The 23,973-nt window shown below is 44.2% G+C and carries 24 protein-coding genes; 13 read left to right on the top strand and 11 right to left on the bottom strand.

Going from position 1 to position 23,973, the window contains the following annotated elements; all coding sequences use genetic code 11:
- Window positions 1-182 precede the first annotated feature (182 nt).
- Entirely contained in the window at window positions 183-794 is a 612-nt protein-coding gene (locus tag R7P74_RS00585; RefSeq protein ID WP_005377625.1) for a riboflavin synthase, read from the top strand.
- Between the two features lie 75 nt (window positions 795-869).
- Here R7P74_RS00585 and R7P74_RS00580 read toward each other — a convergent pair whose 3' ends face one another.
- Window positions 870-1,064, bottom strand: coding sequence for a CPXCG motif-containing cysteine-rich protein (locus tag R7P74_RS00580; protein ID WP_017634925.1), 195 nt, complete (start codon window positions 1,062-1,064; stop codon window positions 870-872).
- Window positions 1,065-1,317: 253 nt separating this feature from the next.
- The gene (locus tag R7P74_RS00575) at window positions 1,318-2,184 is read right to left on the bottom strand and encodes a fructosamine kinase family protein (protein WP_005377623.1); all 867 of its coding nucleotides are present in this window, start codon (window positions 2,182-2,184) and stop codon (window positions 1,318-1,320) included.
- 224 nt (window positions 2,185-2,408) lie between these two features.
- On the opposite strand from R7P74_RS00575, the gene R7P74_RS00570 reads away from it, so the two are divergent.
- The 3 genes from R7P74_RS00570 to R7P74_RS00560 all read left to right on the top strand — a co-directional run bounded on the left by R7P74_RS00570 (window position 2,409) and on the right by R7P74_RS00560 (window position 4,880).
- Window positions 2,409-3,383, top strand: a complete 975-nt coding sequence (locus R7P74_RS00570) for a response regulator (RefSeq protein WP_042523017.1) — start codon at window positions 2,409-2,411, stop codon at window positions 3,381-3,383.
- Entirely contained in the window at window positions 3,383-4,345 is a 963-nt protein-coding gene (locus R7P74_RS00565) for a GGDEF domain-containing protein (protein ID WP_025766666.1), read from the top strand. The genes R7P74_RS00570 and R7P74_RS00565 overlap by 1 nt, the downstream gene beginning before the upstream one ends.
- A gap of 190 nt (window positions 4,346-4,535) precedes the next feature.
- Window positions 4,536-4,880 carry a DUF3802 family protein gene (locus R7P74_RS00560; protein WP_005377620.1) on the top strand — a complete coding sequence of 115 codons (345 nt, stop codon included), beginning with the start codon at window positions 4,536-4,538 and terminating at the stop codon, window positions 4,878-4,880.
- A 45-nt stretch (window positions 4,881-4,925) separates the two neighbouring features.
- Here the strand turns inward: R7P74_RS00560 and R7P74_RS00555 are convergent, their stop codons facing one another.
- Window positions 4,926-5,420 carry an NlpC/P60 family protein gene (locus R7P74_RS00555; protein WP_186584267.1) on the bottom strand — a complete coding sequence of 165 codons (495 nt, stop codon included), beginning with the start codon at window positions 5,418-5,420 and terminating at the stop codon, window positions 4,926-4,928.
- Between the two features lie 134 nt (window positions 5,421-5,554).
- Here R7P74_RS00555 and R7P74_RS00550 point away from each other — a divergent pair, with 134 nt between their 5' ends.
- The 4 genes from R7P74_RS00550 (at window position 5,555) to R7P74_RS00535 (ending at window position 9,126) form a co-directional block, all read left to right on the top strand.
- Window positions 5,555-7,573 carry a methyl-accepting chemotaxis protein gene (locus R7P74_RS00550; RefSeq protein WP_213898208.1) on the top strand — a complete coding sequence of 673 codons (2,019 nt, stop codon included), beginning with the start codon at window positions 5,555-5,557 and terminating at the stop codon, window positions 7,571-7,573.
- A 280-nt stretch (window positions 7,574-7,853) separates the two neighbouring features.
- Window positions 7,854-8,267 carry an NUDIX hydrolase gene (locus tag R7P74_RS00545; RefSeq protein ID WP_239932143.1) on the top strand — a complete coding sequence of 138 codons (414 nt, stop codon included), beginning with the start codon at window positions 7,854-7,856 and terminating at the stop codon, window positions 8,265-8,267.
- Between the two features lie 211 nt (window positions 8,268-8,478).
- Window positions 8,479-8,859 (top strand): hypothetical protein, encoded by a 381-nt coding sequence (locus R7P74_RS00540; RefSeq protein WP_213969927.1) that lies wholly within the window; start codon window positions 8,479-8,481, stop codon window positions 8,857-8,859.
- 48 nt (window positions 8,860-8,907) lie between these two features.
- A complete protein-coding gene (locus tag R7P74_RS00535) occupies window positions 8,908-9,126 on the top strand; it encodes a hypothetical protein (protein WP_005389537.1) in 219 nt (72 codons plus the stop codon).
- 104 nt (window positions 9,127-9,230) lie between these two features.
- Here R7P74_RS00535 and R7P74_RS00530 read toward each other — a convergent pair whose 3' ends face one another.
- The gene (locus R7P74_RS00530) at window positions 9,231-10,046 is read right to left on the bottom strand and encodes a sterol desaturase family protein (RefSeq protein WP_031781345.1); all 816 of its coding nucleotides are present in this window, start codon (window positions 10,044-10,046) and stop codon (window positions 9,231-9,233) included.
- 140 nt (window positions 10,047-10,186) lie between these two features.
- Here R7P74_RS00530 and R7P74_RS00525 point away from each other — a divergent pair, with 140 nt between their 5' ends.
- Both R7P74_RS00525 and nagK read left to right on the top strand, forming a co-directional pair.
- A complete protein-coding gene (locus R7P74_RS00525; RefSeq protein WP_054576894.1) occupies window positions 10,187-10,936 on the top strand; it encodes a tRNA-uridine aminocarboxypropyltransferase in 750 nt (249 codons plus the stop codon).
- A 175-nt stretch (window positions 10,937-11,111) separates the two neighbouring features.
- Complete coding sequence (nagK, locus tag R7P74_RS00520; RefSeq protein ID WP_005377586.1) at window positions 11,112-12,020, top strand: N-acetylglucosamine kinase; 909 nt, start codon at window positions 11,112-11,114, stop codon at window positions 12,018-12,020.
- A gap of 203 nt (window positions 12,021-12,223) precedes the next feature.
- Here nagK and R7P74_RS00515 read toward each other — a convergent pair whose 3' ends face one another.
- From R7P74_RS00515 to R7P74_RS00490, 6 genes are all read right to left on the bottom strand, one after another.
- Window positions 12,224-12,490: a DUF2960 domain-containing protein gene (locus R7P74_RS00515; RefSeq protein WP_005377584.1), complete on the bottom strand. Its 267-nt coding sequence runs from the start codon at window positions 12,488-12,490 to the stop codon at window positions 12,224-12,226.
- Between the two features lie 74 nt (window positions 12,491-12,564).
- The gene (locus R7P74_RS00510) at window positions 12,565-14,343 is read right to left on the bottom strand and encodes a bifunctional molybdopterin-guanine dinucleotide biosynthesis adaptor protein MobB/molybdopterin molybdotransferase MoeA (protein WP_318122496.1); all 1,779 of its coding nucleotides are present in this window, start codon (window positions 14,341-14,343) and stop codon (window positions 12,565-12,567) included.
- Window positions 14,340-14,927, bottom strand: coding sequence for a molybdenum cofactor guanylyltransferase MobA (gene mobA / locus R7P74_RS00505; RefSeq protein WP_195723094.1), 588 nt, complete (start codon window positions 14,925-14,927; stop codon window positions 14,340-14,342). Before mobA ends, R7P74_RS00510 begins: the two co-directional genes overlap by 4 nt.
- On the bottom strand, window positions 14,905-15,624 hold the full coding sequence (locus R7P74_RS00500; RefSeq protein WP_151514777.1) for an energy-coupling factor ABC transporter ATP-binding protein: 720 nt from the start codon (window positions 15,622-15,624) through the stop codon (window positions 14,905-14,907). Before R7P74_RS00500 ends, mobA begins: the two co-directional genes overlap by 23 nt.
- A 50-nt stretch (window positions 15,625-15,674) precedes the next feature.
- Window positions 15,675-16,373: an ABC transporter permease gene (locus R7P74_RS00495; RefSeq protein WP_005389524.1), complete on the bottom strand. Its 699-nt coding sequence runs from the start codon at window positions 16,371-16,373 to the stop codon at window positions 15,675-15,677.
- Between the two features lie 6 nt (window positions 16,374-16,379).
- The gene (locus tag R7P74_RS00490) at window positions 16,380-17,198 is read right to left on the bottom strand and encodes a substrate-binding domain-containing protein (protein WP_005389522.1); all 819 of its coding nucleotides are present in this window, start codon (window positions 17,196-17,198) and stop codon (window positions 16,380-16,382) included.
- A gap of 334 nt (window positions 17,199-17,532) precedes the next feature.
- Here R7P74_RS00490 and R7P74_RS00485 point away from each other — a divergent pair, with 334 nt between their 5' ends.
- The 3 genes from R7P74_RS00485 to R7P74_RS00475 all read left to right on the top strand — a co-directional run bounded on the left by R7P74_RS00485 (window position 17,533) and on the right by R7P74_RS00475 (window position 22,822).
- Complete coding sequence (locus R7P74_RS00485; protein WP_017820677.1) at window positions 17,533-18,984, top strand: sigma-54-dependent transcriptional regulator; 1,452 nt, start codon at window positions 17,533-17,535, stop codon at window positions 18,982-18,984.
- On the top strand, window positions 18,974-21,013 hold the full coding sequence (locus R7P74_RS00480) for a sensor histidine kinase (RefSeq protein WP_017634912.1): 2,040 nt from the start codon (window positions 18,974-18,976) through the stop codon (window positions 21,011-21,013). Before R7P74_RS00485 ends, R7P74_RS00480 begins: the two co-directional genes overlap by 11 nt.
- 216 nt (window positions 21,014-21,229) lie before the next feature.
- The gene (locus R7P74_RS00475) at window positions 21,230-22,822 is read left to right on the top strand and encodes an ABC-F family ATPase (protein WP_025766654.1); all 1,593 of its coding nucleotides are present in this window, start codon (window positions 21,230-21,232) and stop codon (window positions 22,820-22,822) included.
- Window positions 22,823-23,062: 240 nt separating this feature from the next.
- On the opposite strand, the gene R7P74_RS00470 is transcribed toward R7P74_RS00475, so the two are convergent.
- Window positions 23,063-23,887, bottom strand: a complete 825-nt coding sequence (locus R7P74_RS00470) for a formate dehydrogenase accessory sulfurtransferase FdhD (RefSeq protein WP_017820681.1) — start codon at window positions 23,885-23,887, stop codon at window positions 23,063-23,065.
- Window positions 23,888-23,973: the final 86 nt, after the last annotated feature.

The raw sequence follows: 23,973 nt of genomic DNA, 5'->3' as shown, positions 1-23,973 counted from the left end.
TAAGGATACGCTTTTACTGAGAACAGCAGCGAATCATGGTAATGTTGAAGCATGCATGAGAACAAACCAGTGTTCATTAAGCCATGGCTTTATCGTCTGCGGTCTTTATTTCCGACCTGTAGCGCAGTGTTTAGGGCTTAGTCTTCGACTACAGTTGGTATTAAATCAATAGGTAAAAAGAAATGTTTACAGGAATAGTTCAGGGTACGGCGAAGGTCGTTAAAATTGATAAAAAAGAACGCTTTCAAACGCACGTTGTCGAGTTAAGCGATGAACTTTGTAAAGGGTTAGAAATTGGTGCATCCGTTGCACACAACGGATGTTGTCTAACTGTGACTAAGATCGAAGGCAACCTTATCAGTTTTGATTTAATGCAAGCGACATTGGCTCTTACTAATTTAGGTCGGCTGGTGGAAGGGGATAGCGTAAACATTGAGCGCGCGGCTAAGTTTGGTGACGAAATAGGCGGGCATAGCATGTCTGGTCATATTAGTTTAACGGCAGATATTGTCGATATCATCGATACGCCCAATAACCGCACGATTTGGTTCCAACTGCCGCAAGAATCAATGAAATATGTATTAGCGAAAGGTTACATTGGTTTAGATGGCTGCTCGCTAACTATTGGTGAAGTTGAAGCGTGTCGTTTTTCGGTACACCTAATTCCAGAAACCTTGCAGCGAACGCTTTTCGGAGTGAGACAAGTAGGGGAGCGTGTTAATATTGAGTTTGATCCCCAGACTCAAGCAATTGTTGATACTGTTGAGCGCGTTCTTGCAGCAAAACAGCTTTAGAATGAGAAAAAGGAGCCGAGTGCTCCTTTTTCATTTAAGCGTTTTTATATTTCTGATGTTCACATGCTCGAGCTGCTATTCGTAATTGTCATCGATAAATAGTTCGACCTTATCTTGTAACTCATCCACTCGCATATTTAGGTGGATAGCGTGGCAACAAGCTGGGCAATCATCATAAAACTCTTGGTCACCATTGCTTGCATCCAATGTAATGCCGATAGAATGTCCGCAATGCGGGCACTTTACATACCTTTCGGTATAATTTTTCATACAACAACTCCTAATCTCGCAGGGCTTTTAAACACACTATTCATCAACGAAGTACAGCCCTTTACTTACTTTGCCTACAAGGAAAATAGGCACAATCCAAAGTTAAGTCTCCTTTGATATTAGGTCGAGTTGTTGCTAATTGAGTCGAAATAAGTACAAAACTTGACCCCAAACTCAACCTTGAGCTTAGGGTGATTTTCTGTAGTGATGTGCCTCGAGATTTTACATCTTGAAATATGCAGTGGCTTCCAAATTAATAAGAAATGATTTTATTAATAACCAGTTGAGCCTGTTCCAAGTAATGGCCGCCAAACAAATTACAATGGTTGAGAACATGGTAAAGGTTATAGATATCTTTACGCTCTTCATAGCTTGAAGAAAGTGGCATAACCGATTCGTAACCTTGATAAAATTCTGGTTGAAATCCACCAAAAAGCTCCGTCATCGCAATATCGCACTCCCTGTCCCCCCAATAGCACGCAGGATCGTAACAGATAGGACCGAATGCAGTGAGTGCCGCATTTCCATTCCATAAATCGCCATGCAACAAAGAAGGTTCCGGAGCATGGTTTGCTAGCCGCTGTTTTACGACATCGATAAAGTCATCGATATCAACCAAGGTGACGCCTTTTTCTTTAAGGAGCTGTAATTGCCATCCTATGCGTTGCTCAGCAAAGAATACACACCATTTCTTGTGCCATTTGTTGGGCTGTAGAGTCGAACCGAGATAGTTGTCGGTATCAAAACCAAACTCTTTTTGCTCGCCCCACTGGTGTAGGTGAGCTAATTGCTGCCCAAATTTAAAGCTGTTGGGACCATCTTCTAATGGTTTCGTTGGAAGGTAGTTAAGAATTAGGAATGAGGCATTTTTGGTTTTACCAACCAATACCACCTCAGGTACAAATAGGGTGGATGTTTCACGCAAAAGATGCAGGCTTTCAGCTTCTACCTCAAATTTAGACAAAAACTCGCGATCGTTAATTTTCACAAAATAACGTTGCTCGCCATCATTGATCATGTAGCTTTCACTGATATCCCCACCAGACAGCCTTACTTTTTCCGTGATCTGGTAATCGAACAATAAAGTATCAGAAAGCTGTTGCGATATTGCTTGCCACATACAAAACCTCGCGAATCTATTTGACCACCAATAGTTTAGGATAAATAGCAGGGAGTTGGCGCTATGTTGAGCATACTTAGTAAAGAAACCTTCCTCTTAGTGTAGTCAATTTGTATAAATGTGAATCAAATCGCTTATAAGCCTCTGATTTGTTGGCTTAGCATATGGAGATGAACGTTTACAACAGGTATTATGATTTTTTTGACGTTAGTTCCATTGGTGGCATGAAAATACTGATATGTGATGACTCAGCTGTTGCAAGAAAGCTTATTGCGCGTTCTATCGTACAAGATACATCATTGCATCTTATTGAAGCGCAAGATGGTTATGAGGCGCTTAATATTCTTGCTGAGCAAAATATCGATATTTTGTTTCTCGATTTAACGATGCCCATAATGGATGGTTTTGAGGTCCTCGAATCATTACCTGTTAGTCAGTACCCGACCAACATCGTCATTATTTCTGGAGATGTTCAACAAGAGGCAAAACAGCGCTGTCTCGATCTTGGTGCTCAAGCTTTTATCGCTAAGCCTCTGACAGAAGAGCAGGTGCTCCCACTATACGAACAATTAGGGCTGCATTATGCGTTCAAACCTAGTCATTCGGTTGATTCTAAAAACCAGGGTTGCGAAGAGCTTTCCTTACTAGCCAAATTCCGTGAAATTGCGAACATTGCCCTTGGTAAAGGGGCTGCGATTATGGCCGACCATTTACATGAGTTCATCCAACTTCCTGTTCCTCATGTTGGACCTTTGTCCTACGGCGAGCTTCATATGACACTGGTTGATGTGGTTGGGCGTGACAGTTCCGTTGCGGTAGCGCAGAGGTTTGTCGGTGGTGGTATTCACGGAGAGGCACTGGTGTGCTTACGTGGTAGGGATATCAATCAGATTGGGGAAAAATTAGGTTACCTCCTTGAGTTTACGCCTCATAATGAAATCATCTTGAATATCTCTAACCTACTGGTTTCGTCATTTCTCACGTCGTTAGGCGATCAACTCGACAAGCAATTCTCACTTCGTCAGCCAGGCATTGTGGATACCTTAACACCTTATTGTGAAGAGCAAGGCGAGTTGGGTGAGCTCTTTACTATTGAATACACCTACATGGCAGAAGCGCTCGATTTCGAGTGCGAGGTACTGTTTTTAATTGATAAGCCATCCGTAGAAATAATCTATGAAATCATGGAGCTAATCTAATGTCCGATATCACGCTGGACATAGCAGACTTTCATTGGGTCACACAAATTCTCGATACGATGGATTCAGGGCTTATTGTTTTGGATCAAGAGTATAAAGTGTGTGTGTGGAACAGTTTTATGCAGTCATACAGTGGCGTTCTATCACAAGAAATTCTTGGTGAATGTTTATTTGAGCATTTTGAAGAGCTGCCAAGAACTTGGCTAGAAACCAAGATAAAAGCTGCCGCCGATCTGGAAACTCGTTCTTTTTCTAGCTGGGAAAACCGACCGTACCTTTTTAAGTTCAACAATTTTTCTCCGGTTTCAAACAGCAGTGATTTTATGTATCAAGATATCGTGATCACGCCGTTAATTGGGCTCTCTGGAGAGGTCAGCCACATAGCGATTCAAGTCAATGATGTTTCTGAAACTGCGAGAAATCGCATTCATTTGAAAGAAACAAATCAACATTTGTCGGAAATCAGTCGCAAAGATGGTTTAACAGGTTTATTTAATCGCGCTTATTGGGAGCAATCATTGAAAGATGAGTTTGCTCACTTAAAAGTTATCGACGGACCATGCTCATTAGTAATATTCGATATCGACCACTTTAAAAAGGTGAATGATACTTATGGTCACCCGACAGGGGACGAAGTCATTCGTCGAACCTCTGCCTTGTTGAGAAAAACAGCAAGGAGCAGTGACATCTGCGGTCGTTTTGGTGGTGAAGAGTTTACGGTACTACTTCCTCACACAAACCAGGAGCAAGCTTGCTATTTCGCAGAGCGTTTGCGCAAAAGAATTGAGCAAGAGATCGTGAAAGTGGAAGATTTTTTGATTAATTACACGATAAGTATTGGTGTTTGCGAGTATAAGCCTTATTTTGAAACTCACACTCAATGGTTAAAGAGTGCCGATGCTGCGCTGTATCGTGCAAAAGAAAATGGTCGTAACCAAACCTGTTTGCATGAAAATGACTGAAATATAAAAAGGTTTGAAGAAACCCTGTATCCGAACTCAGTGAAGCAAAGCTCAATTGTTTGAAAATCATCCAGTTGGTTCGTGAATGTTTGTTAATATGAAATAAGTTAATGAAATTTTCTCGGCATGTCTTACTATTGAAACTATTCTGCTTTCAGCTTCGAAGGCTTGCAATAAACGGAGAAAAACAGTGGTTTTAGAAACCGATGGATATCTCGCTCTTATCGAGCACTTGTCTCTAAATCTAGATATTTTTACGACCGAAATTGGCGACACTGGATCCGAAAGCATCGAAGATGTTGTCACCGATATGGTGGCTTCAAACATCATGGCGATTTTTGAGCAAAATCCAGAACTTCACTCGAGCGTACGCTTCAAATTGTTGAAAGAGGCTGATGCAGTTGTTGAAGATCTTGGTGAGATATTGGCTGGGGTATGGCATAAAAAAGCGACCAATGAACAGATCACGTTCCTTGATGAATACATCGCTCTGGTCAAAAATCTGTTCGATAATGCTGTTGCGACTTACGACTGATATTGTTTTAACTTACAGCAATGTCCGGTTAAAGAGTGAGAGGAGTTACATTGTAACTCTTCTTATTTGCCAAAACTTAGATGCCCAGTATGGGTTGTCGATTCTTGAAATAATCACACCTCTAGACGTCGATGCATGCATGAACTGCTTGTTACCCAAGTAAATTCCGACATGATAAGTTGTACGTCTTGTTTTAAAAAACACTAGATCCCCTTGCTTGGCATCCGTCCAACTTAACTCCACACCTTGCTTTGATTGCTGCTTCGTTGTCCTTGGTAACGAGAGCTGATAAGCCTCAATAAACGCTTTTTGTACAAATGCTGAGCAATCAATTCCAGATTTCTGTGTCCCGCCTAAGCGATAAGGCGTGCCGTGCCACTCTGAGTAAAAGTCGAACAAGTCAGGGTTGTCCGACAATAGCTGATTTGTAGGTGTTGTCACCTGTGCTTGCTCACTAGGCTCAGGCCCAGAAGAGCAGGCGCTTAGTAGCACACTGATTATCAAAGGAAAATATACTCGACGCAAATCACCACCTGTCATCTCTATGACTCACAACTGAAATATTAGTGTCATAACCAATCCATAGTATGGGCTGCAAATCACGGTTTTGTCTCACAAATGTGACGGAATCACTGCAGAACCGATTCAACCTTAAGAAAGAATAAAAATTGATTATGGCAAAGCGAAAACGCTCACGCACATCACTTTCACTGATTCAGGCTGTCAGTGCAACATTTTTAACTATCATTGTTCTTGTTATAGCCCTTTCTGTCTCAAGTTTCAAAGGAATGGAACAGGTAGGGGAACAATTTGAAGACTTGTCGCAAAAAGCATTACCAATCGCGATGGCAAACGCAAAGTTAACCAGGAATGTATTGGAGATGGTTAAGCTACTCAACCATGGTATGCAGATTACTGAGCCGAAAGAGTTGCCTCTCATAAAAGAGCAAATCGACTCTCTTGCAACTCAAAGCACAACTTTGGTTGTGGAAGCGTCTGGTGTAGCTCAGCAACTCTCGGAGGAGTTAGACACCAAACTAGCGCGTTTACATAACATCACGCAGTCCATTTTGTTGAAGCAATCTTCGGTGATACAAATTCAAATGGATATTGATGCCGCTGTAGGTGGGTTTCGCTATGGGCTTAGCTCTATCGGTCCGGAAATGAATCGAATCAGTTCGTTCCTTAGTGCTGATAATCCTGAGTCGAGCGATGCCGCTAACCGTTTCATTGCTTCTGCAAGCTCAATGGAAAGTACGTTCTTAGTCATGATGATGCACTCAGAATTAAACAAAGCCGAAAAAGAATACCGAGAAATGCGAAATCGCATAGCAGGTATTAAACTCGCCTATGAAGACTTCCAATCTTTCCATCCTGAAGTAAGTGAATATGCAAGCTTAACCGCACCATATGAGATGGTGAAACAAGGCTTTAGTGAAAAGGGCGTGCTGCGTTTGATCCTCGCCAAACTAGAACAAGGGGAATTGCAACGTTCAGAGTTTAAACAGGCTTCGATGCTTGCGGATGAAACCATGCGGTTACTTGATCAAATCTCCCAAACCGCTGGTCAGTTGATCGATGAAAAAGAGCGGGTGGTCAACGAGACCATTGAATCGGTGAGCGTTGTGCTCGTGTTTGCGGCGTGTGTGATTTCTTTTATTATTCTGGTTACTTGGTTTAGTCTCAAGTCATGGACAAACCGAGGGTTAAGGAATGTACTAACGCGTCTTTCAGCACTTACCGAACATGATTTTCGTGACAAGGCAGAAGAAGTCGGCCCCTATGAGCTGAAAGAAGTAGCACGAAAGTTGAATCAAGTAATCGATTCCACACATGACTCCATTCAAACGGTGACGCGCAATTGTGAAACGCTTTATCAGACGGCAGAAGTAAGTCACAGTGCAGCCGAACAAACAAGTGATGGGTTGGCAACACAAAATGAAGCGTTGTCGAGTATGATCACGACCATAACGGAGCTTGAAGCCTCTATTCGTGAAATAGCAATGGTGACAAATGCATCTTCACAGGACTCGCTCCTTGCAACCCAACACACTGAAAAAGGGGTTCAAGTCGTGGAACAGAACCGCGAACGTTTGGAGTCATTAGAAAGCTCTTTGGATGTAAATGAACAGTCAATGTTAGAGCTAGACCAGCGTGTTAAACAGATTCGTGAAATGGTGGATATGATCAGTGGGATCGCGGACAACACCAACTTACTTGCTCTCAACGCGGCAATAGAGGCTGCCCGTGCTGGTGAGCAAGGGCGTGGATTTGCGGTTGTCGCTGATGAAGTTCGCAAACTTGCAAGTGATACCTCTCAACAAACTACGAACATCCGAGAAATGATGAGCGAGCTTATTACTGCCGCAGAGCGTTCGCGCCAAGCAGTTAATGATTCAAGAGAAGAAATGACCCACGCGCTACAGTCCAGCAATGAAGTGAAATCGACATTTTCTGATATCAACCTCGCGGTTAAGCACATTCAAGAACGTGTTGAGCAAATCTCAGTTGCTACAGAAGAACAAGAACGAGCGACGGCAGATGTATCTCAATCCATCACACATATTTCTGATCTTGGCGAACGCACAAAGCTGCAGCTTGAGTCTATGGTTGAAAGTTCTGAGCAAGTGGCGGAAATTGCTGGGCACCAGCAAGCAATGCTGCACAAGTATGAGCTTCATCAGACCGAGTAAATGAGATGTTTCCACCGACTAAAAGCAGAACCTCGGTTCTGCTTTTTTGTTACGGCTACCCATTCAATGGCTCCTATTTGCATTGCAAAAGTGAGTTACATCTCATCTCGTTCATTTCTAAAGGGTTTAGTTATCACAACGTGATGTTAATGCTTTGTTCGAGGGACTCGTTGACTAGAATGTCGCTAGAATTCAAAGGAATGAATCATGCAGCTTCATGCGATTTCTTTATATCCAGAGAAAGCTAAAGCCTTTTGCTTGAAGCATAAGGAGTGGTTTTGTGATCGATAAAGTTTGCCCCGTCGTTCTACGTAATCAAAATCAAGGGATCCTACTTTTTAAACATCCGTTGGCGGGTGTTCAGCTCGTCAAGGGCACTGTCGAAGTGTTTGATGAAAGTTACATCATAGCAGCCAAGCGGGAGCTCGCTGAGGAGTCTGGTATCACACATGTTCGTTCCGCACGATATTTATGCTCATGGGACAGTGGCTTTCAAAATCAAGTATGGCATTTTGTTTTGTGTGAGTGTGCTGACCTCGCTAATTCATGGCTGTTTCATACGCAAGACGATGGCGGACATGATTTCGCGTTCTTCTGGCACGATGTCGAGAGCGGCCTTCCCGCGAATGCACATACTGTGTTTCAGCGCGGGCTGGAAAAGGTACGAGAGTTGATAAACCAAGGCGTGATTTAAAGGAGGATTCTGTCATTGCATTGGCGGATTTGGGCGAAACGCCACAGCAAACACTATGCTTCTACTAGAAGCAAATAAAGAAGGTAGAGCAGCCGTTACTGTTCTCATCGTGTTGATAATGGCACTGTCGATCTCAAAAATGGCGATGAGATTACAAATGTTTAAGTGACTTCTATATGCTTTGCTCATTCATTCAGATAAGGAAACGGTAATGGATAAATTCGTCGTGTTTCTCTTATGCCTTTTTATGACAGTTGGCGGAGTGGTTCATCTTTATGACAACATTGTTGGTGGCTTTTTACCTTACGATTTTGCGCCACGCTGGTTGAATATGTATTGGAGCGCTTTGGGACTATTGGACTTATTAGCAGCGTATCTATTGGTCAAGCATCGCCGCTCTGGACTAGTCGTTATGTTATTGATTCTTATGACCAATGTTATCTTTAGTTCCCACGCTCACTATACATTAGAAATATTGGATAACAACGTCGCCCTACAAATGAAGACACTGTTTTTAGGGTTCTCATTTGGGGTATCTATCTGGTTATGGAATGCGCGAAAACATAGTCAATCGCGCCAAATATTTCGTTAATTATTATTTTCACAACACTCGATTAAGGATTGTAAACAGGGACTCGTTATGAACGATTTTAAAGACTTGGCCAGTTTTGCTGGTTTCAGCGTACTGACAGGTTTGAGCTTTGCCACCACTTTCTTCAGCCTTGCTTTTCTATACAGCTCAATAGAGGCACAGCAAGTAATGAACACCAATGCTTTGGCATGTGCAGTGCTTGGTGTTGTTGGTTTATTTGTTGGTATTACTCAGTTAAACAAAAAGCGTCAGCTAGCAGAAAACTAATCTGTTCTTACACATCATGAGGATGAAGTAGTGTTTAACAGGGGTTTAGGCTTGGTCTATTCGTTTTGTTGACATACTTCATCCAACAATATTTTTTTCAACCATTACTTCTTCTCTTTATTGTAGCGAAAGGGCTGCGTTAAAAGCTTATCTAATCTTTGCTCTTCTTCGTCTCTAATTTCCGGCACACCAATAACAACATCATCATGACCCAACTTAGGCTGAGCTCGGTATGTCCCAAAAAAGCGGTCCCAAACTGAAAGGAAAAAACCAAAGTTTGAGTGGGTCTCTTTTACTATCACTGAATGGTGCACGCGATGCATGTCTGGTGTAACGATGACGTTTCGCAGTTTTTGGTCTATAGATAAAGCCAGTTTTGCATTACTGTGATTAAACATCGCGCTCGCATTAAGCACAATTTCAAATACCACAATTCCGATAGGTGAAACACCTAAGATAAACACGGCTGCAATTTTTACTCCCATTGAAATGATTATTTCGAAGGGATGAAAGCGTGCGCCTGTAGTGACGTCTATGTCGAGATCGGCGTGATGCATTCGGTGAATCTTCCACAGCGGCTTTACATGATGAAAGACAACATGCTGAGCGTAAATGACGAAATCAAGCAAAATGACGGTTAGAAAAATATTTAACCAAGCGGGGAGGGACAGAATATTGAGCAGTCCCCATTGTTGCTCCTGAGCTATGACCGCAGCTTGAAAGGCGGCGATAGGCATGATTAAAGCAATAACTAGGCTGTTAAAAGCGACCAATGACAAGTTATTGACCCAGCGAAACCTGCGCGAAGCGGTCAGTGTTTTTCTAGGCAATTTGTTTTCCCAAATGGCACAAAGCAATAATACGCCAAGGAAAAAGCCTAATCTGAGCCATGAGGGTTCTTGAAATGTCGTTTCTGTCACTGTCATTCCCTTATTTATTTCTTTATCTATGACCGAGATAAGAGTGAAATTATTTCAACACACTGCTGATGGGCTTATCTTGAGGCGAAACCATAATATCAGTAGAATCGCGCTCTACTTTTTACTTGGCATTACTTACCATGAGAATTCACGCTTTCCACCGTTTATATCAGTACCGACAATCTATCTCAACCAAGCCTTTCAACGCGCGTGGATGTAAAGTGGTTCGTTGCCAATATTGCCAGGTTTCTGAGCAACACTGTTTGTGCAACCTTCAGCCAAACATCAAGGCCAATATTGCATGTATGTTGATTGTTTCTGAAAACGAAGTGTTTAAGCCAAGTAATACCGGTCGTCTAATCGCTGATACGATTCAAGAGACTTACGTGTATCAATGGAACCGAACAGAACCGTCTGAAGAGATGCTAGCGCTACTACAGGATGACAGTTACCAACCGGTGATTGTATTTCCTGCAGACTATGTGGATGATCCCTCTCGTTTAATTGAAGATCTAGAGCCAGGGCGATTGGTAAAAGAAGATGTCGAGAACAAAAAATGGTTGCTGATCTTTATTGATGGTAGCTGGCGTGAGGCACGAAAGATATTCCGTCGTTCTGATTTTCTTAAATCTTTGCCTGTGCTTTCCATTGAGCCGGAATCTCTGTCTGAATACATCATGCGCCGCTCCGAGAATGAGCAGCATCTTTCAACCGCCGAAGTCGCGACATTAGTTTTAAAACAAGCTGGTGAGCCTAAAGCTGCGGAATGCCTTCAATTGTGGTTTGAAGCCTTCAGAGAAACTTACATGCTGAGCAAGACTCGAGTCAAAAACGACCCTAACCAGCCACACTTGAAACGTTTCAAAGAGTGGATGAAAACCGAGAGCTGACTCTAAGGAATGAGCTTTTGTTGATGGTATGTTGTTCAACTGGCTTCGGTGAGGGGATAAATCTGCATTCGGTCACGGTTTGCAGGCGTACAGATATGGATAATGCCATCAGTTTATACTTTTGACTCTAGCCATTTTTGAGAGTCGTTTGAAGCATTTTTTAGGAGAGAAATACATGTATTACGGCTTTGATGTCGGTGGCACTAAAATTGAATTTGGTGCATTTAACGAGAAGCTTGAGCGTGTAGCGACGGAACGTGTACCTACACCAACAGACAACTACGAGCTGCTGGTTGATACCATTGCGGAATTGGTGAATAAATACGATACAGAGTTTGGCTGCGAAGGTACGATTGGTCTTGGCTTGCCAGGTATGGAAGACGCCGATGATGCAACGGTACTAACAGTTAACGTTCCTGCGGCAAAAGGCAAACCACTTCGTGCTGATCTGGAAGCTAAAATCGGTCGCAGCGTAAAAATTGAAAACGATGCAAACTGTTTCGCGCTTTCTGAAGCGTGGGACGAAGATCTTCAAGATGAACCATCTGTACTAGGTTTGATCCTTGGTACTGGTTTTGGCGGTGGCTTTATCTACGAAGGTAAAGTATTCTCTGGCCGCAACCACGTAGCGGGTGAGGTGGGTCACACACGTCTTCCTATCGACGCATGGTTCCACCTGGGCGAAAACGCACCATTACTTGGCTGTGGCTGTGGCAACAAAGGCTGTTTAGATAGTTACCTATCTGGTCGTGGCTTCGAGCTTCTTTACGCGCATTACTACGGCGAAGAGAAGAAAGCGATCGACATTATTAAAGCGCACGCAGAGGGTGAAGAGAAAGCAGTAGAGCACGTCGAGCGCTTTATGGAGCTGCTAGCAATCTGCTTTGCAAACCTGTTTACTGCAACAGACCCACACACCGTTGTACTTGGTGGAGGCTTATCTAACTTCGAATTGATTTACGAAGAGATGCCAAAACGCATCCCTAAACACTTATTGTCCGTAGCTAAGTGTCCTAAGATCATCAAAGCAAAACACGGTGATTCAGGTGGTGTACGCGGCGCTGCGTTCTTAAACATCAAGTAGTGACTGAAACCTTACTCGATACAAAGTAAGAAGAAATTTAAAGCCCCGTTTAGCCCATCAAGGTAAAACGGGGCTTTTACTTGTATATCGAAGTAACTTATATACCCAAGTAACTTCTATATGCTTGGGTATAGAGCACGAACAAAAAATAGCATGCATAAAAAACTCGCGACGAATCGCGAGTTTTCTGTTTACAGCTAAGCTTATTTGTTCTTTTTGCCTACGCCTAGGTTTTCTTTTTGAGCTAGGGTGATTTTACTAAAGCCTAATTTTCTGAAGTAGTTGTCGCGGTAGTTGCGCACTGCTTTAGTGTCAGACACTGCTTCGATTTGTTGCTCCATCTTTAGGAACTCAGTGATATCGATACCTTCTGCCTCGGCAACTGCTTCTTGAATGTTGCGGTGTTGCTGGTATGAGAATGTCAGTTCTTTGTCTTGGTCTTTGTAAGTGTAAAGAATGGTGCGAGCCATAGCTGTCTCTCTGAAAAGGTTTCTGTATTAAACAAAAAGGCCAGACTCGCTGACCTTTGAATTTCTAGTTTGAGCTAGATTCTGCCTTGAAGTGGGATAATTGTCACGCTTTCTCCCGCTTTTACTGTATCAATAGCTGGGGAGATTTCGATCAAACAGTTTGCCTCACTCATTGAGCGCAAAATACCAGAGCCTTGCTTGCCTGTTGTACGAACGGTTAAACGGCCAGTTGCATCCAGTTCATAGACGCCACGGCTAAACTCGGTACGACCTTGTCGAGAGCGAAGGTTTTCAGTCGCGATGGCATTCACTTTCAGAGGCTTCCAGCCTTGTTCGCCTTGCATCTTACGCAGTGCAGGCTCGACAAAGTTAATGAAAGAGACCATCACGGCAACAGGGTTGCCCGGCAGACCAAAGAACGGCTTGTTGTTGATTTGACCAAACGCGAGTGGACGTCCCGGACGCATGTTGATTCGCCAAAAATCGATTTGACCAAGTTTATCCAAGGCAAGTTTGATGTAATCCGCATCACCAACAGATACGCCACCAGAAGTCATAATCACGTCCGCTTGCGCCGATGCGTTTTCCAACGCTTCAATCATTAACTGTTCGTTGTCTTCCAGAATACCGAAATCCAAGATCTCGCAGCCGAGCTTTTCAAGCATGCCCATGATGGTAAAACGATTGGAATCGTAGATAGAATTCGCTTTTTGCTCTTTTCCCGGTGCTTGTACTTCGTCACCGGTGGAGAACACGGCAACTTTCAATTTGCGGAACACATTCGCTTTACCAAAACCAAGCGAAGCGATCATGCCCATTTCTGGAGAGGCTAGGCGAGTGCCTGCGGTAAAGACGTCACTGCCGATAGCGAGATCTTCACCTGCTTGACGAACGTTTTGGCCTGCTTTGATATTCGCACCGTTAAAGGTGACCTTGTCACCTTCTTGAGAGGCTTGCTCACGCATGACCACTGTATCGCCGTTACGTGGTGTTGGTGCGCCAGTCATGACCTTAACTGCTTGACCAACTTCCAGAGGCTGATCGTAAGCATGGCCCGCCATCACTTCAGCAACCACTTGGTAGCTATCACGGTCAACATCATCACTGCGGATGGCATAACCGTCCATCGCGGAGTTGGTGTATTGCGGCACATTTACTGGTGAAACGATATGTTCCGCAAGAACGCGGCCATAGGCGTTTTCAATCTTGCATGCTTCTATTTCCGAGACCGTGTTCACCAAAGAAAGGATTTTTTCTTGGCCTTGAATCACAGAAAGGAACGCCGGAGAAAGTGTGTCGCAACATGCGGCGTCTTTCTCTTTAGATTTTGGTGCTTTCGCTTCTTGAGCATACTGAATAACGAACTGAGCAATCGCTTCAAGATCATTGATGTTCATTTGTGGCAGTTCAGAGTCCAACTCGCCGCTGTCTGAAGCGATAGCGATGATGTTTTCATCGTTTGGATAAAGCCAAGGCTTGCCTACTTCTTCACGGTGCAATTCAATTTTAGGAAATGCGATGTTTTTGCAGCCTTCGACCAAAACCACATCAAGCATGTCTTCATCAAAACGTGTTAATAGGTATTCAAACTCCGCTTCGGCTTCTGGCGTTTCTGTCATTAACGCAAAACGGTTGCGAGAAGCAATCAGCATTTGAGATGCGCCAGCTTTGCGTAAACGGTAGCTGTCTTTACCCGGCTTATCGACATCGAAGTTGTGGTGCGCATGTTTTAGCATGCCAATGCGTAAACCTGCTTCGGTCAGCTTTGGCAATAGGGCTTCAAGCAGTGTGGTTTTGCCTGTGCCTGAATAAGCCGCAAAGCCAAGAATAGGAATGTTTAGCGTGTGTTTCATGATTCTAATTGTCCAAATTGCGCCAGTTCTTCCGGAGTGTTCAAGTTGACGAAACAGTTTGGTGAGTCGCTAAAGTCAACGTAACTGGTGTTGCACTCTTTGTAGAGCAGAATGATTTTGCGGTCGCCACGTTCTAAAAATGCGGTGAGTTTTGGCAGTACGCGTTTGTGGTAGAGCGTGAAAACAGGTTGCTGATGGTCACCATCATGCGCGACCAAAATATCGCTGTCTTCTTGGGCGGCTTGGCAGAAACGCTCGACAAGGTCGGTGTTAATTTGTGGACTATCGCAAGGTACAAATCCGACCCAGTCAGTTTCAGCATGCATCAAACCCGCGTGAATACCGCCCATAGGCCCAGGGAAATCTTTGAATTGATCACTAAATACGAAACCAAATTTGCTGTACGCATCTTGGTTTCGGTTGGCATTAATTAAAATGCGTGGAGTTTGTGGAGATAAACGTTCAATAACGTGTTCGATGAGTGGCTTCTGATTTAACTCAATCAGACCTTTATCTTTTCCACCCATACGGCTGGCTTGGCCACCAGCCAAAATGACCCAACTAGTTTGTGTTGGTTGAAGCATATGCATTCTCTTGGGATGTTTCTTTTGGTATGACATACAACAGAGGAGACTCTATCAAAGTCTTGTCTTTAATCCACCACTGTTTTTTACATAAGTCGGTCAGTGCGTTGGCCTGATGGCTTGTCACCACGATACTGGAACCACGATCCAAAAGATCTTTTGCCATCACCACCAATCGTTCAATGGATTCTTGGTCTAAAGACGCACTTGGCTCATCCATCAATAAAATCGACGGTTTTAAGATCCAAGCCCTTGCCATGGCAACGCGCTGTTTTTCACCGCCGGACAACACGGAAATATGTTCGTCCGCTAAGGTTTCTAAACCTACCATGCGCAGCGCGTGAATAACTTGAGCTCGCTTATCTTTTTGCGTGTCTTGTTGATATTTCACTCCATAGACTACGTTTTCATATACAGTGCCGTCAAAAAGGTAAGGGGATTGATGGAGATAAATCACATCGACACGACCATTGCGATGCGTCAGTCTTTTCAGCCACGTATCTTTTGGCGCAACAACATCACCAGTAGAGGGTTTGAGCAAGCCAGCAAGGATTTTGAGTAGGGTAGTTTTGCCCACACCATTGTCACCCTTGAGATAAATGGCATCATTTGGGCCGATGGCTAACTCAGGGATGTGGAAAAGCACACGCTCTTTAAAGCGCATGGATAACTGTTCGGCGGTGATTTTTATAGTCATAATTCGCCTCGACATGGGGTTAATGGTGAGTCGTTTGTTTGCTTCATGTTCTATGTTCTGAGGTAGCCTTTGCCTCTCATGCTTGATAAGAAGAAGTTTAGAGCCAACGCTAAAGATAGTAATACAATTCCTAATGCAACTCCTTGCGCAAAAGCACCTTTACTGCTTTCCATTGCAATAGCCGTGGGAATATTTCGCGTCACGCCCATAATGTTCCCACCAACCATCATTGAGCAGCCCACCTCGGTCACTATACGTGAAAACCCTGCAATGATAGCCGCAAGTAGAGGAAAGCGGGTTTCCCAAATCATCGTAGCTGCCAAGCGCGGAATGGAGACGCCCAGCGTGATGGCAGTTTCCACTGCACGACGGTCGCTAGATTGTAATGCACCATGCATCATCGATACCAAAACAGGGAAGCAGATCACCATTTGGCCGAAGATCATTGCCTTCTGAGTGAACAGCATTTGCCAGTCTCCCCAAGGGCCAGCACGCGACAGCAACATGTACAGCAACAGGCCAATCACCACGGTAGGGACCGCTTGCAGCGTATTTACGATCGACAACAAAAACCATTTACCGCGAAAGTCGGTATACGCCAGTACAAAGGACATCAAAATAGCCGGCAATACCACTAGGGATATTGCCGTAATAGAAACACTAAAGGAGACCGCAACGATCTCCCATAGGTCTGCATCAAAATTCACCAGTAAGCGAAGTGCTTCCAGTGTTGTATCAGCAAGATTCATATTGCGTTATTTGCTCTCAGCATTCGCAACAAACAGTTGTTTACCGTTTAGGCGGAAACCATTGATAAGTTCCTGTCCGCGAGGGTTTACCAACCAATCACTGAATGCCTTCGCACCTTGATAGTTGATCGTTGGGTAACGCTCAGGGTTAACAAGAATAACTTGGTACGGGTTAAACAGTTTTTCATCGCCTTGGAACAGAATTTCTAGATCCAATTTGTTTTGGTAAGCCAGCCATGTGCCGCGGTCCGTCATGGTGTAGCCTTGCATTTCAGACGCCATGTTTAGAGTTGGGCCCATACCTTGACCTACGCTACGGTAGCCACCAAAGTTCGGTTCGATTTTAGTTTGAGCCCAGAAGCCCATTTCTTTTTTGTGCGTACCAGAATCATCGCCGCGAGAGATGAACGTTGCGTTTTTGTTTGCGATCTCTTTGAATACATCTAACACGCCTTCGTCATTTTTGATTGTTGCTGGGTCAGCTTTCGGGCCTACAATCACAAAGTCGTTGTACATTAGCTTGCGAGGTAAAACGCCGTAGCCTTTCTCAACAAATGCGCCTTCAGCTTTTGGTGCATGTGTCATCACCAAATCTACGTCACCGTTTTCGCCCATTTTTAAGGCTTTACCCGTACCTGCAGCAATAACATCGACTTTGTAGCCCGTGTCTTTTTCAAATTGTGGAAGCAGGTAATCAAGTAAACCTGAATGGTAAGTACTGGTTGTGGTTGCAAGGCGAACATGTTCTCCGTCTTGAGCAGAAAACGCAGAGTAACTTACAAGCGTGATAGACGTTGCAGCCAGAGTTAGCGCAATTTTTTTCATTTTTATGTGTTCCTTTCCAATGATTCTTTGGAATCTCTCCAGGTTTTAGGGAGAAGCCTTTTTGGACGAGAGCGATTAGCGTAATACGCAAGTTGTCTTAGGGTGTTGGAATAAGCAAACATCAACATCCTGAGATCACTTAAATGCGCTCCGTATCCACCTTATAGCAAACAAGATGCCAACCTTTTACAAGCTTAAAGTGCTTGGTTTATGCACTAAATCATGGGGTTATTTGCATAAAAGTTTGCGTTGGTACAAAATGTCGCACTTTTTGTAGGGTATCTCTGTTTAAACTTGGTACACTCTGTCCCATCGAAATCCATCTGGGGTAAATATGTCTACTCAATCCCATCTTAGTACAAACCAACAATATAGCGCCTTTTCCGTACTGGTCGTCGATGATGAATTAGGCATGCAAGCCATCTTGAAAAAGGCATTGGGTAAGCTTTTTTCACATGTCGATACAGCTGGTAGCATCGAAGAAGCAGAACAACTGCGTAATTCTCGACATTATGATCTGATCTTACTGGATATTAATCTGCCAGGGCGTTCTGGAATTGAGTGGGAAGAAGCGTTTGAAGATGATGACAAACGTGCCGATGTGATTTTTATGACGGGTTATGCGGATTTAGAAATTGCCATTCGAGCGCTACAGCTCGGTGCTTCCGACTTTATCCTCAAACCATTCAACCTTGAGCAGATGTTAAAAGCGGTCAGTCGCTGTATGGATCGCCGTTTGAACGAACGCATGCAGTACGCCATGACACGCGATTACCAACGTCACAATACCTCAGAGATCATCGGCGGCTCAGAAAAAACGCGTCTGCTTAAGCAACTTATTAACCAATTTGCACCATCACGCGCTTCTGTTTTGGTGGAAGGTGAGTCGGGTACGGGTAAAGAACTAGTTGCACGAGGTATCCACCAGGCGAGTGGGAGAACGGGCCCGTTTGTGCCAATCAACTGCGGCGCGATTGCACCAGAGCTTTTAGAAAGTGAGTTGTTTGGTCATACATCGGGCGCGTTTACCGGTGCAAAAAAATCGCGTGAAGGTTTGTTCCGTGTTGCGAACGGTGGCACCTTATTTCTTGACGAAATCGGGGAGATGCCACTTGCAATGCAGGCATCATTATTACGTGTGTTAGAGCAGCGTACGATTCGCCCTGTCGGTTCAGAAAGAGAGATCAGTATTGATGTCCGTATCGTAGCGGCAACCAACCGAAACCTGCAAGAAGAGGTCAATCAAGGTAATTTCCGCAGTGACCTCTATTACCGTTTAAACGTTCTGAAAATTGAAGTGTGTCCGCTGCGAGAGCGCAAAACCGACTTATTTGAGTTGGTGCCATTTTTCAGCAATATGCTGACGCGCGAGCTCGGTATGCCTGCGCCCAAATGGGCTCACGAGGATATGGAAGCCATGAGTGAGTACGATTGGCCGGGAAACATTCGTGAGCTGAAAAACTTGATTGAGCGTTGTATCTTGCTTGGCAAACCACCTGCACACTATTGGCGAGAGCTGAATGGCGGGCATTCACTGCCTAATGTATCGATTACTGTTTCTCACTCTGCTGAGTTACCAACCTTTAGAGAAGGCAAAGAATTTACTGGCGAAGGCTATCCAAACAGCTGGACGTTAAAAGAAGTCGAGAAAGCACATATTAAACAAGTCGTTAACTTGCATGAAGGCAATAAGTCTGCTGCTGCTCGTGACTTGGGCGTAGCTCGCAAGACCTTAGAACGTAAGTACAAAGAATGGGATTCTGAGGATGAGGAATATGCCGACTAACGGCCCACAGCACAAAGGATTGTCAAAATGGACGCACCGTTTTAAAACCATGGTGCGTTATCGTTTGTTATTCTTAACCTCTGCGCCGATTTTCCTCACGTTGTTAGCTCTGATCGGCATTACCATTTATTGGTCTATTCATTACACGTGGCAAAATGCGCTGCTTGATGTCTCGGAGCGTCTTGGTGTTGCAAATAACAGCGTAACGTTGTTACAGCAAAAGCAAGCCAATTACGTGCGGGCGTTTGCCGATTCGTACGATTTCCGTATTCGCATTAATCAAGGAACGCCACAAGGTGACCTGCAAAAGTGGGTCACAGAGCAGAAGAAAAGATATGCTTTAGATTTTCTCTCTTTCCAACGCGTTAATTCCATGGAAAACAAATTCCGCTTTATGGATCTCACCAAGCGCGAATCGTTTTTTGATGTACTCAATAAAGAAGAACTCGAACGCCTCGATCCTGAACTCGCCAAACGAGCAGAAGTGCCTATTCTTGCTGATGGTGACAGGGAGGTGCGTGGGTTAGTCAGTCGGACCGTGATTCCGGTATACAGCCAAGCGAACGATTTGATCGGCTTTCTTGATGGTGGTTTGCTCCTTAACAACAGCACAGTGCTGGTGGATCAAATCCGCGATCTCATTTACTTAAGTGATAACGACCGCCTTCGCCCTGTGGGTACGTTGACGGTATTTCTCGATGATTTGCGTGTGAGTACCAACGTTCCTCTAGACAGCGATCATAGACTAGGGCGCGCTATAGGCACTCGCGTGAGCGCAGAAGTGTATAACCAAGTACTTTCTAAGGGTGAACAGTGGGTTGATCGCGCTTATGTGTATGACGCTTGGTATATTACGGCGTATCAACCAATCAAAGACCAATACGACAATGTTATTGGTATGCTTTATACCGGTTACCTCATGTGGCCATTCGTTAAAGCCTACATGACGAACATTGCCGAAATCAGCTTGATTACGGTTATGTTATTGCTGGTTTCCGGCGTGATGGTATATCGCGGTTCTTATGATCTGTTTCGACCGATCGAACGCATTCATAAAGTGGTGAAGCAGGTCCAACAAGGTAAAGAAAAACGGATTGGCCCGTTAGGATTAGATGCCGATCATGAACTTGCGCAGTTAGCCAGACAGTTTGATGATATGTTAGACGCGCTAGAAGAGCGCAAAATTGAACTGAAAAACTCCGCAGCTCAACTTGAATGCAAAGTTCAAGAGCGTACGGCAAGCCTGAGAGAAAAAACCCAAGATCTTGAACTGCATATTCAATTGCTCAACCAAACCCGCGACAAACTCGTTGTTCATGAAAAACTGGCAGCATTGGGAGAACTCACCGCGGGGATTGCTCACGAAATTAATAACCCAACCGCCGTGATTCTTGGCAACGTAGAATTGATCCATTTTGAATTGGGTGACGATGCAAGTCGAGTACAAGAGGAGATTGATGCGATTCACGCGCAAATTGATCGTATCCGCAATATCACGCGCAGTTTATTGCAATACAGTCGCCAAGGCGGTGTTCAAGATGAAATCACTTGGCAACATGTCAATCCTATCATTGATGAAAGCATCACCTTGGTTAAAACTGGCACCAAGAAACGCGACGTTGAGTTTGTGACTGACCTACAAGCGCATACGTCCGTTGAGATAAACCGTCACCACTTGCTACAAATCTTAGTTAATTTGCAAATGAACGCCATTCACGCAATGAGCGGTAAAGGAACTTTAACAGTAGTCAGTGAAGACTGGATTGAAGAGGGCGAAGTGAAAGGAGCCGCGATTCATGTTATCGATGAGGGCTGCGGTATTAAACCAGAAAACTTGAGTCGAATCTTCTCGCCATTTTACACAACTAAACGAGAAGGCACAGGGTTAGGGCTATCGGTCTCCCAAAGTATTCTCAGCCAAACGGGTGGTGAGTTAAAAGCAGAGTCTGAATGGGGAAAAGGCAGTAAATTCAGTATTTATTTACCTAAAAAAGCCGAACTGATCCTAGAGGTGACGAACATCGCTTAGTCACTTTTTTGAAGTATTAATGGAAAAAGAGCCACTGACGATAGTGGCTCTTTTTTGTATTTAATGACGCATTTATGTTTACGCTTTTGCTTCTTAGAAACCTTACAATGATTTCACTTGGAGTGAATTAATAAAAACAACACTTGCAGTATGTAGCATGAACAAGTACCGTTGCCCGGTTTTTCTAAATACACCCCAATTGCTAAGGTAAAGGTTTTGATCTCCACAGCGAATATTACTCAACAATTCGGCGCTAAGCCGCTATTCGAAAACATTTCAGTTAAGTTCGGCGAAGGCAATCGCTACGGCTTAATTGGAGCTAACGGTTGTGGTAAATCAACCTTTATGAAGATCCTCAGCGGCGAGCTTGAGCAAACCAGCGGTAACGTAAGCTACGATCCAAACGAGCGCGTTGCAAAACTGAACCAGGACCAGTTCGCTTACGAAGAATTTACGGTAATCGATACCGTCATCATGGGTCATAAAGAGCTATGGGAAGTGAAGAAAGAGCGTGACCGCATTTACTCACTTGCTGAAATGAGCGAAGAAGACGGCATGAAAGTGGCTGACTTAGAAGTTCAGTTTGCTGAAATGGACGGCTACATGGCAGAAGCCAAAGCGGGTGAGCTTCTTCTTGCTGTAGGTATTCCAATGGAACAACACTTCGGTCTAATGAGTGAAGTTGCACCGGGTTGGAAACTTCGTGTGCTTCTAGCTCAGGTTCTATTCGCAGACCCAGATGTGATGCTTCTTGACGAACCAACCAACAACTTGGATATGGACACTATCCGTTGGTTGGAAGACACGCTAAACGCACGTAACTGCACAATGATCATCATCTCGCACGACCGTCACTTCCTAAACTCAGTATGTACGCACATGGCTGATTTGGATTACGGTGAGCTACGTGTTTACCCAGGTAACTACGATGAGTACATGACGGCGGCTTCTCAAGCTCGCGAACGTCTACTAAACGACAACGCGAAGAAGAAAGCACAAATCGCTGAGCTACAAACGTTCGTTGCGCGTTTCTCTGCAAACGCATCGAAAGCAAAACAAGCGACATCTCGTGCGAAGCAAATCGATAAGATCAAATTGGACGAAGTGAAAGCGTCTAGTCGTCAAAACCCATTCATTCGTTTTGAACAGTCTAAAGAGCTGTTCCGTAACGCTCTGATTGTAGAAAATCTGAGCCAAGGTTTTGAAGAGGACTTGTTCTCAGACTTCAATGCAATTTTTGAAGTGGGAGAGCGCGTTGCGATCATCGGTGAAAATGGTGTGGGTAAAACAACACTTCTAAACACGCTTGCTGGTGTACTTGAACCGCGTGCTGGTGAGTTCAAATGGTCTGAAAATGCAAACATCGGTTACTACGCGCAAGACCACGCGCATGACTTTGCAGAAGATATGAATCTAACGGATTGGATGGGTCAATGGCGTCAAGAAGGTGATGACGAGCAAGTCGTTCGTGGTTTCCTTGGTCGTATGCTGTTTGGTCAAGATGACATTAAGAAGTCAGTAAAAGTACTGTCTGGTGGTGAGCAAGGTCGTATGCTGCTTGGTAAGCTAATGATGCACAAGCCAAACATGCTGCTAATGGACGAACCAACCAACCACATGGACATGGAATCAATTGAATCTTTGAACACCGCGCTTGAGCAATACAAAGGCACGTTGTTCTTCGTCTCTCACGACCGTGTATTCGTAGACTCGTTAGCAACGCGTATTATCGAAATCCGCGATGGTAAAATCACAGACTTTAAAGGCACTTACTCTGAGTTCCTAAAATCTCGTGGTGTTGACGCGTAATTACTCGCAAAGCGTTTAAAAAGCAAAAGCCTCGCTATTTAGCGAGGCTTTTTTGATATTTGGCCTTAATCCTTAAACTGACCTGTTATATACGCATAGAGCCCGACCACGCCAAAGGTAATAATCATAGAAAGCATGATACCGCTGGGCGTAAGCAGAAAATTCCACAATTGGTCATTATTCATAGTCCACATCCTCTGTGAATCCGCATTATTGGTTTTAGTTTACACTGAAAAGGTGTTATTGGTTGCCTTTTACATCAAATTCAACCTTGTCGGCTCCTGTAAACACTTGGAAGCGCAAACCTTTCGCACGCGCAATGGTTGTAATACCAAATTGCTTAGCTAGATCTAACCCCATTTGAGTAACGCCAGAGCGAGAAAGCAGAACAGGAATGCCCATTTGAGCCACTTTAATCACCATCTCTGATGTAAGGCGACCAGTTGTGTAGAAAATTTTATCTTCACCTGTTTCTTCTTTGAGCCACATCTCACCTGCAAGTGTATCCACTGCGTTGTGACGGCCGACATCTTCCACAAATGACAACACCTCATTTCCTTTGCAAACCGCACAGCCGTGTACTGCGCCCGCTTTTTTGTAGGTGTCGTTGTAATGGGTTAACGCTTCCAGCGCAGAATAAATTTCTGACTGCTTAAGAGGAACTTGAGGCACTTGATAATTTTCAAGCTGCTTCATCACGTTGCCATACATAGTGCCTTGGCCACAACCTGAGGTGACGGTTTTCTTTTTCAGGGCGCCTTCTAAGTGTTCAGTGTTTTCTTTAGTAATCACCGCTGCGGAATGCGTTTCCCAGTCAATAATAACGGATTCGATCGCGGCTGGATCGGACAGGAAGCTTTGGTTTTTTAAATAACCGAGTACTAGTGCTTCTGGACGCGAACCTAGCGTCATGAGCGTGACCACTTCTTTCCAGTTCAGCATGACCGTAAGTGGACGCTCGCAAGCGATTTGCTTCGTGAGCTTTTCGCCGTACTCGTCGTACACATCGACTTCAATGGTTTGCAGGGGATTTTCACTGGTTTTAATAATATTTGGTTTCAGCACAGTCGTGTCCTAGTGATTAAGAGCGTTAGGTTGCTACGCATTTTAGCTTGTTAAGTGGCTAGCAAATCTCATTCCAAAATAGCGGT

This window comes from Vibrio sp. 2033, assembly GCF_033339735.1.
This window is presented reverse-complemented; position numbering and strand designations above follow the sequence as displayed.

Coding starts and splice junctions, on each gene's coding strand:
- R7P74_RS00490 (WP_005389522.1), bottom strand. CDS start 17,198: ATGAAAAAAATTGCGCTAACTCTGGCTGCAACGTCTATCACGCTTGTA.
- R7P74_RS00580 (WP_017634925.1), bottom strand. CDS start 1,064: ATGAAAAATTATACCGAAAGGTATGTAAAGTGCCCGCATTGCGGACAT.
- R7P74_RS00555 (WP_186584267.1), bottom strand. CDS start 5,420: ATGACAGGTGGTGATTTGCGTCGAGTATATTTTCCTTTGATAATCAGT.
- R7P74_RS00485 (WP_017820677.1), top strand. CDS start 17,533: ATGTCTACTCAATCCCATCTTAGTACAAACCAACAATATAGCGCCTTT.
- R7P74_RS00525 (WP_054576894.1), top strand. CDS start 10,187: ATGAGAATTCACGCTTTCCACCGTTTATATCAGTACCGACAATCTATC.
- R7P74_RS00585 (WP_005377625.1), top strand. CDS start 183: ATGTTTACAGGAATAGTTCAGGGTACGGCGAAGGTCGTTAAAATTGAT.
- R7P74_RS00540 (WP_213969927.1), top strand. CDS start 8,479: ATGGATAAATTCGTCGTGTTTCTCTTATGCCTTTTTATGACAGTTGGC.
- R7P74_RS00535 (WP_005389537.1), top strand. CDS start 8,908: ATGAACGATTTTAAAGACTTGGCCAGTTTTGCTGGTTTCAGCGTACTG.
- R7P74_RS00510 (WP_318122496.1), bottom strand. CDS start 14,343: ATGAAACACACGCTAAACATTCCTATTCTTGGCTTTGCGGCTTATTCA.
- R7P74_RS00575 (WP_005377623.1), bottom strand. CDS start 2,184: ATGTGGCAAGCAATATCGCAACAGCTTTCTGATACTTTATTGTTCGAT.
- R7P74_RS00495 (WP_005389524.1), bottom strand. CDS start 16,373: ATGAATCTTGCTGATACAACACTGGAAGCACTTCGCTTACTGGTGAAT.
- R7P74_RS00550 (WP_213898208.1), top strand. CDS start 5,555: ATGGCAAAGCGAAAACGCTCACGCACATCACTTTCACTGATTCAGGCT.
- R7P74_RS00570 (WP_042523017.1), top strand. CDS start 2,409: ATGAAAATACTGATATGTGATGACTCAGCTGTTGCAAGAAAGCTTATT.
- nagK (WP_005377586.1), top strand. CDS start 11,112: ATGTATTACGGCTTTGATGTCGGTGGCACTAAAATTGAATTTGGTGCA.
- R7P74_RS00515 (WP_005377584.1), bottom strand. CDS start 12,490: ATGGCTCGCACCATTCTTTACACTTACAAAGACCAAGACAAAGAACTG.
- mobA (WP_195723094.1), bottom strand. CDS start 14,927: ATGCTTCAACCAACACAAACTAGTTGGGTCATTTTGGCTGGTGGCCAA.
- R7P74_RS00565 (WP_025766666.1), top strand. CDS start 3,383: ATGTCCGATATCACGCTGGACATAGCAGACTTTCATTGGGTCACACAA.
- R7P74_RS00480 (WP_017634912.1), top strand. CDS start 18,974: ATGCCGACTAACGGCCCACAGCACAAAGGATTGTCAAAATGGACGCAC.
- R7P74_RS00500 (WP_151514777.1), bottom strand. CDS start 15,624: ATGACTATAAAAATCACCGCCGAACAGTTATCCATGCGCTTTAAAGAG.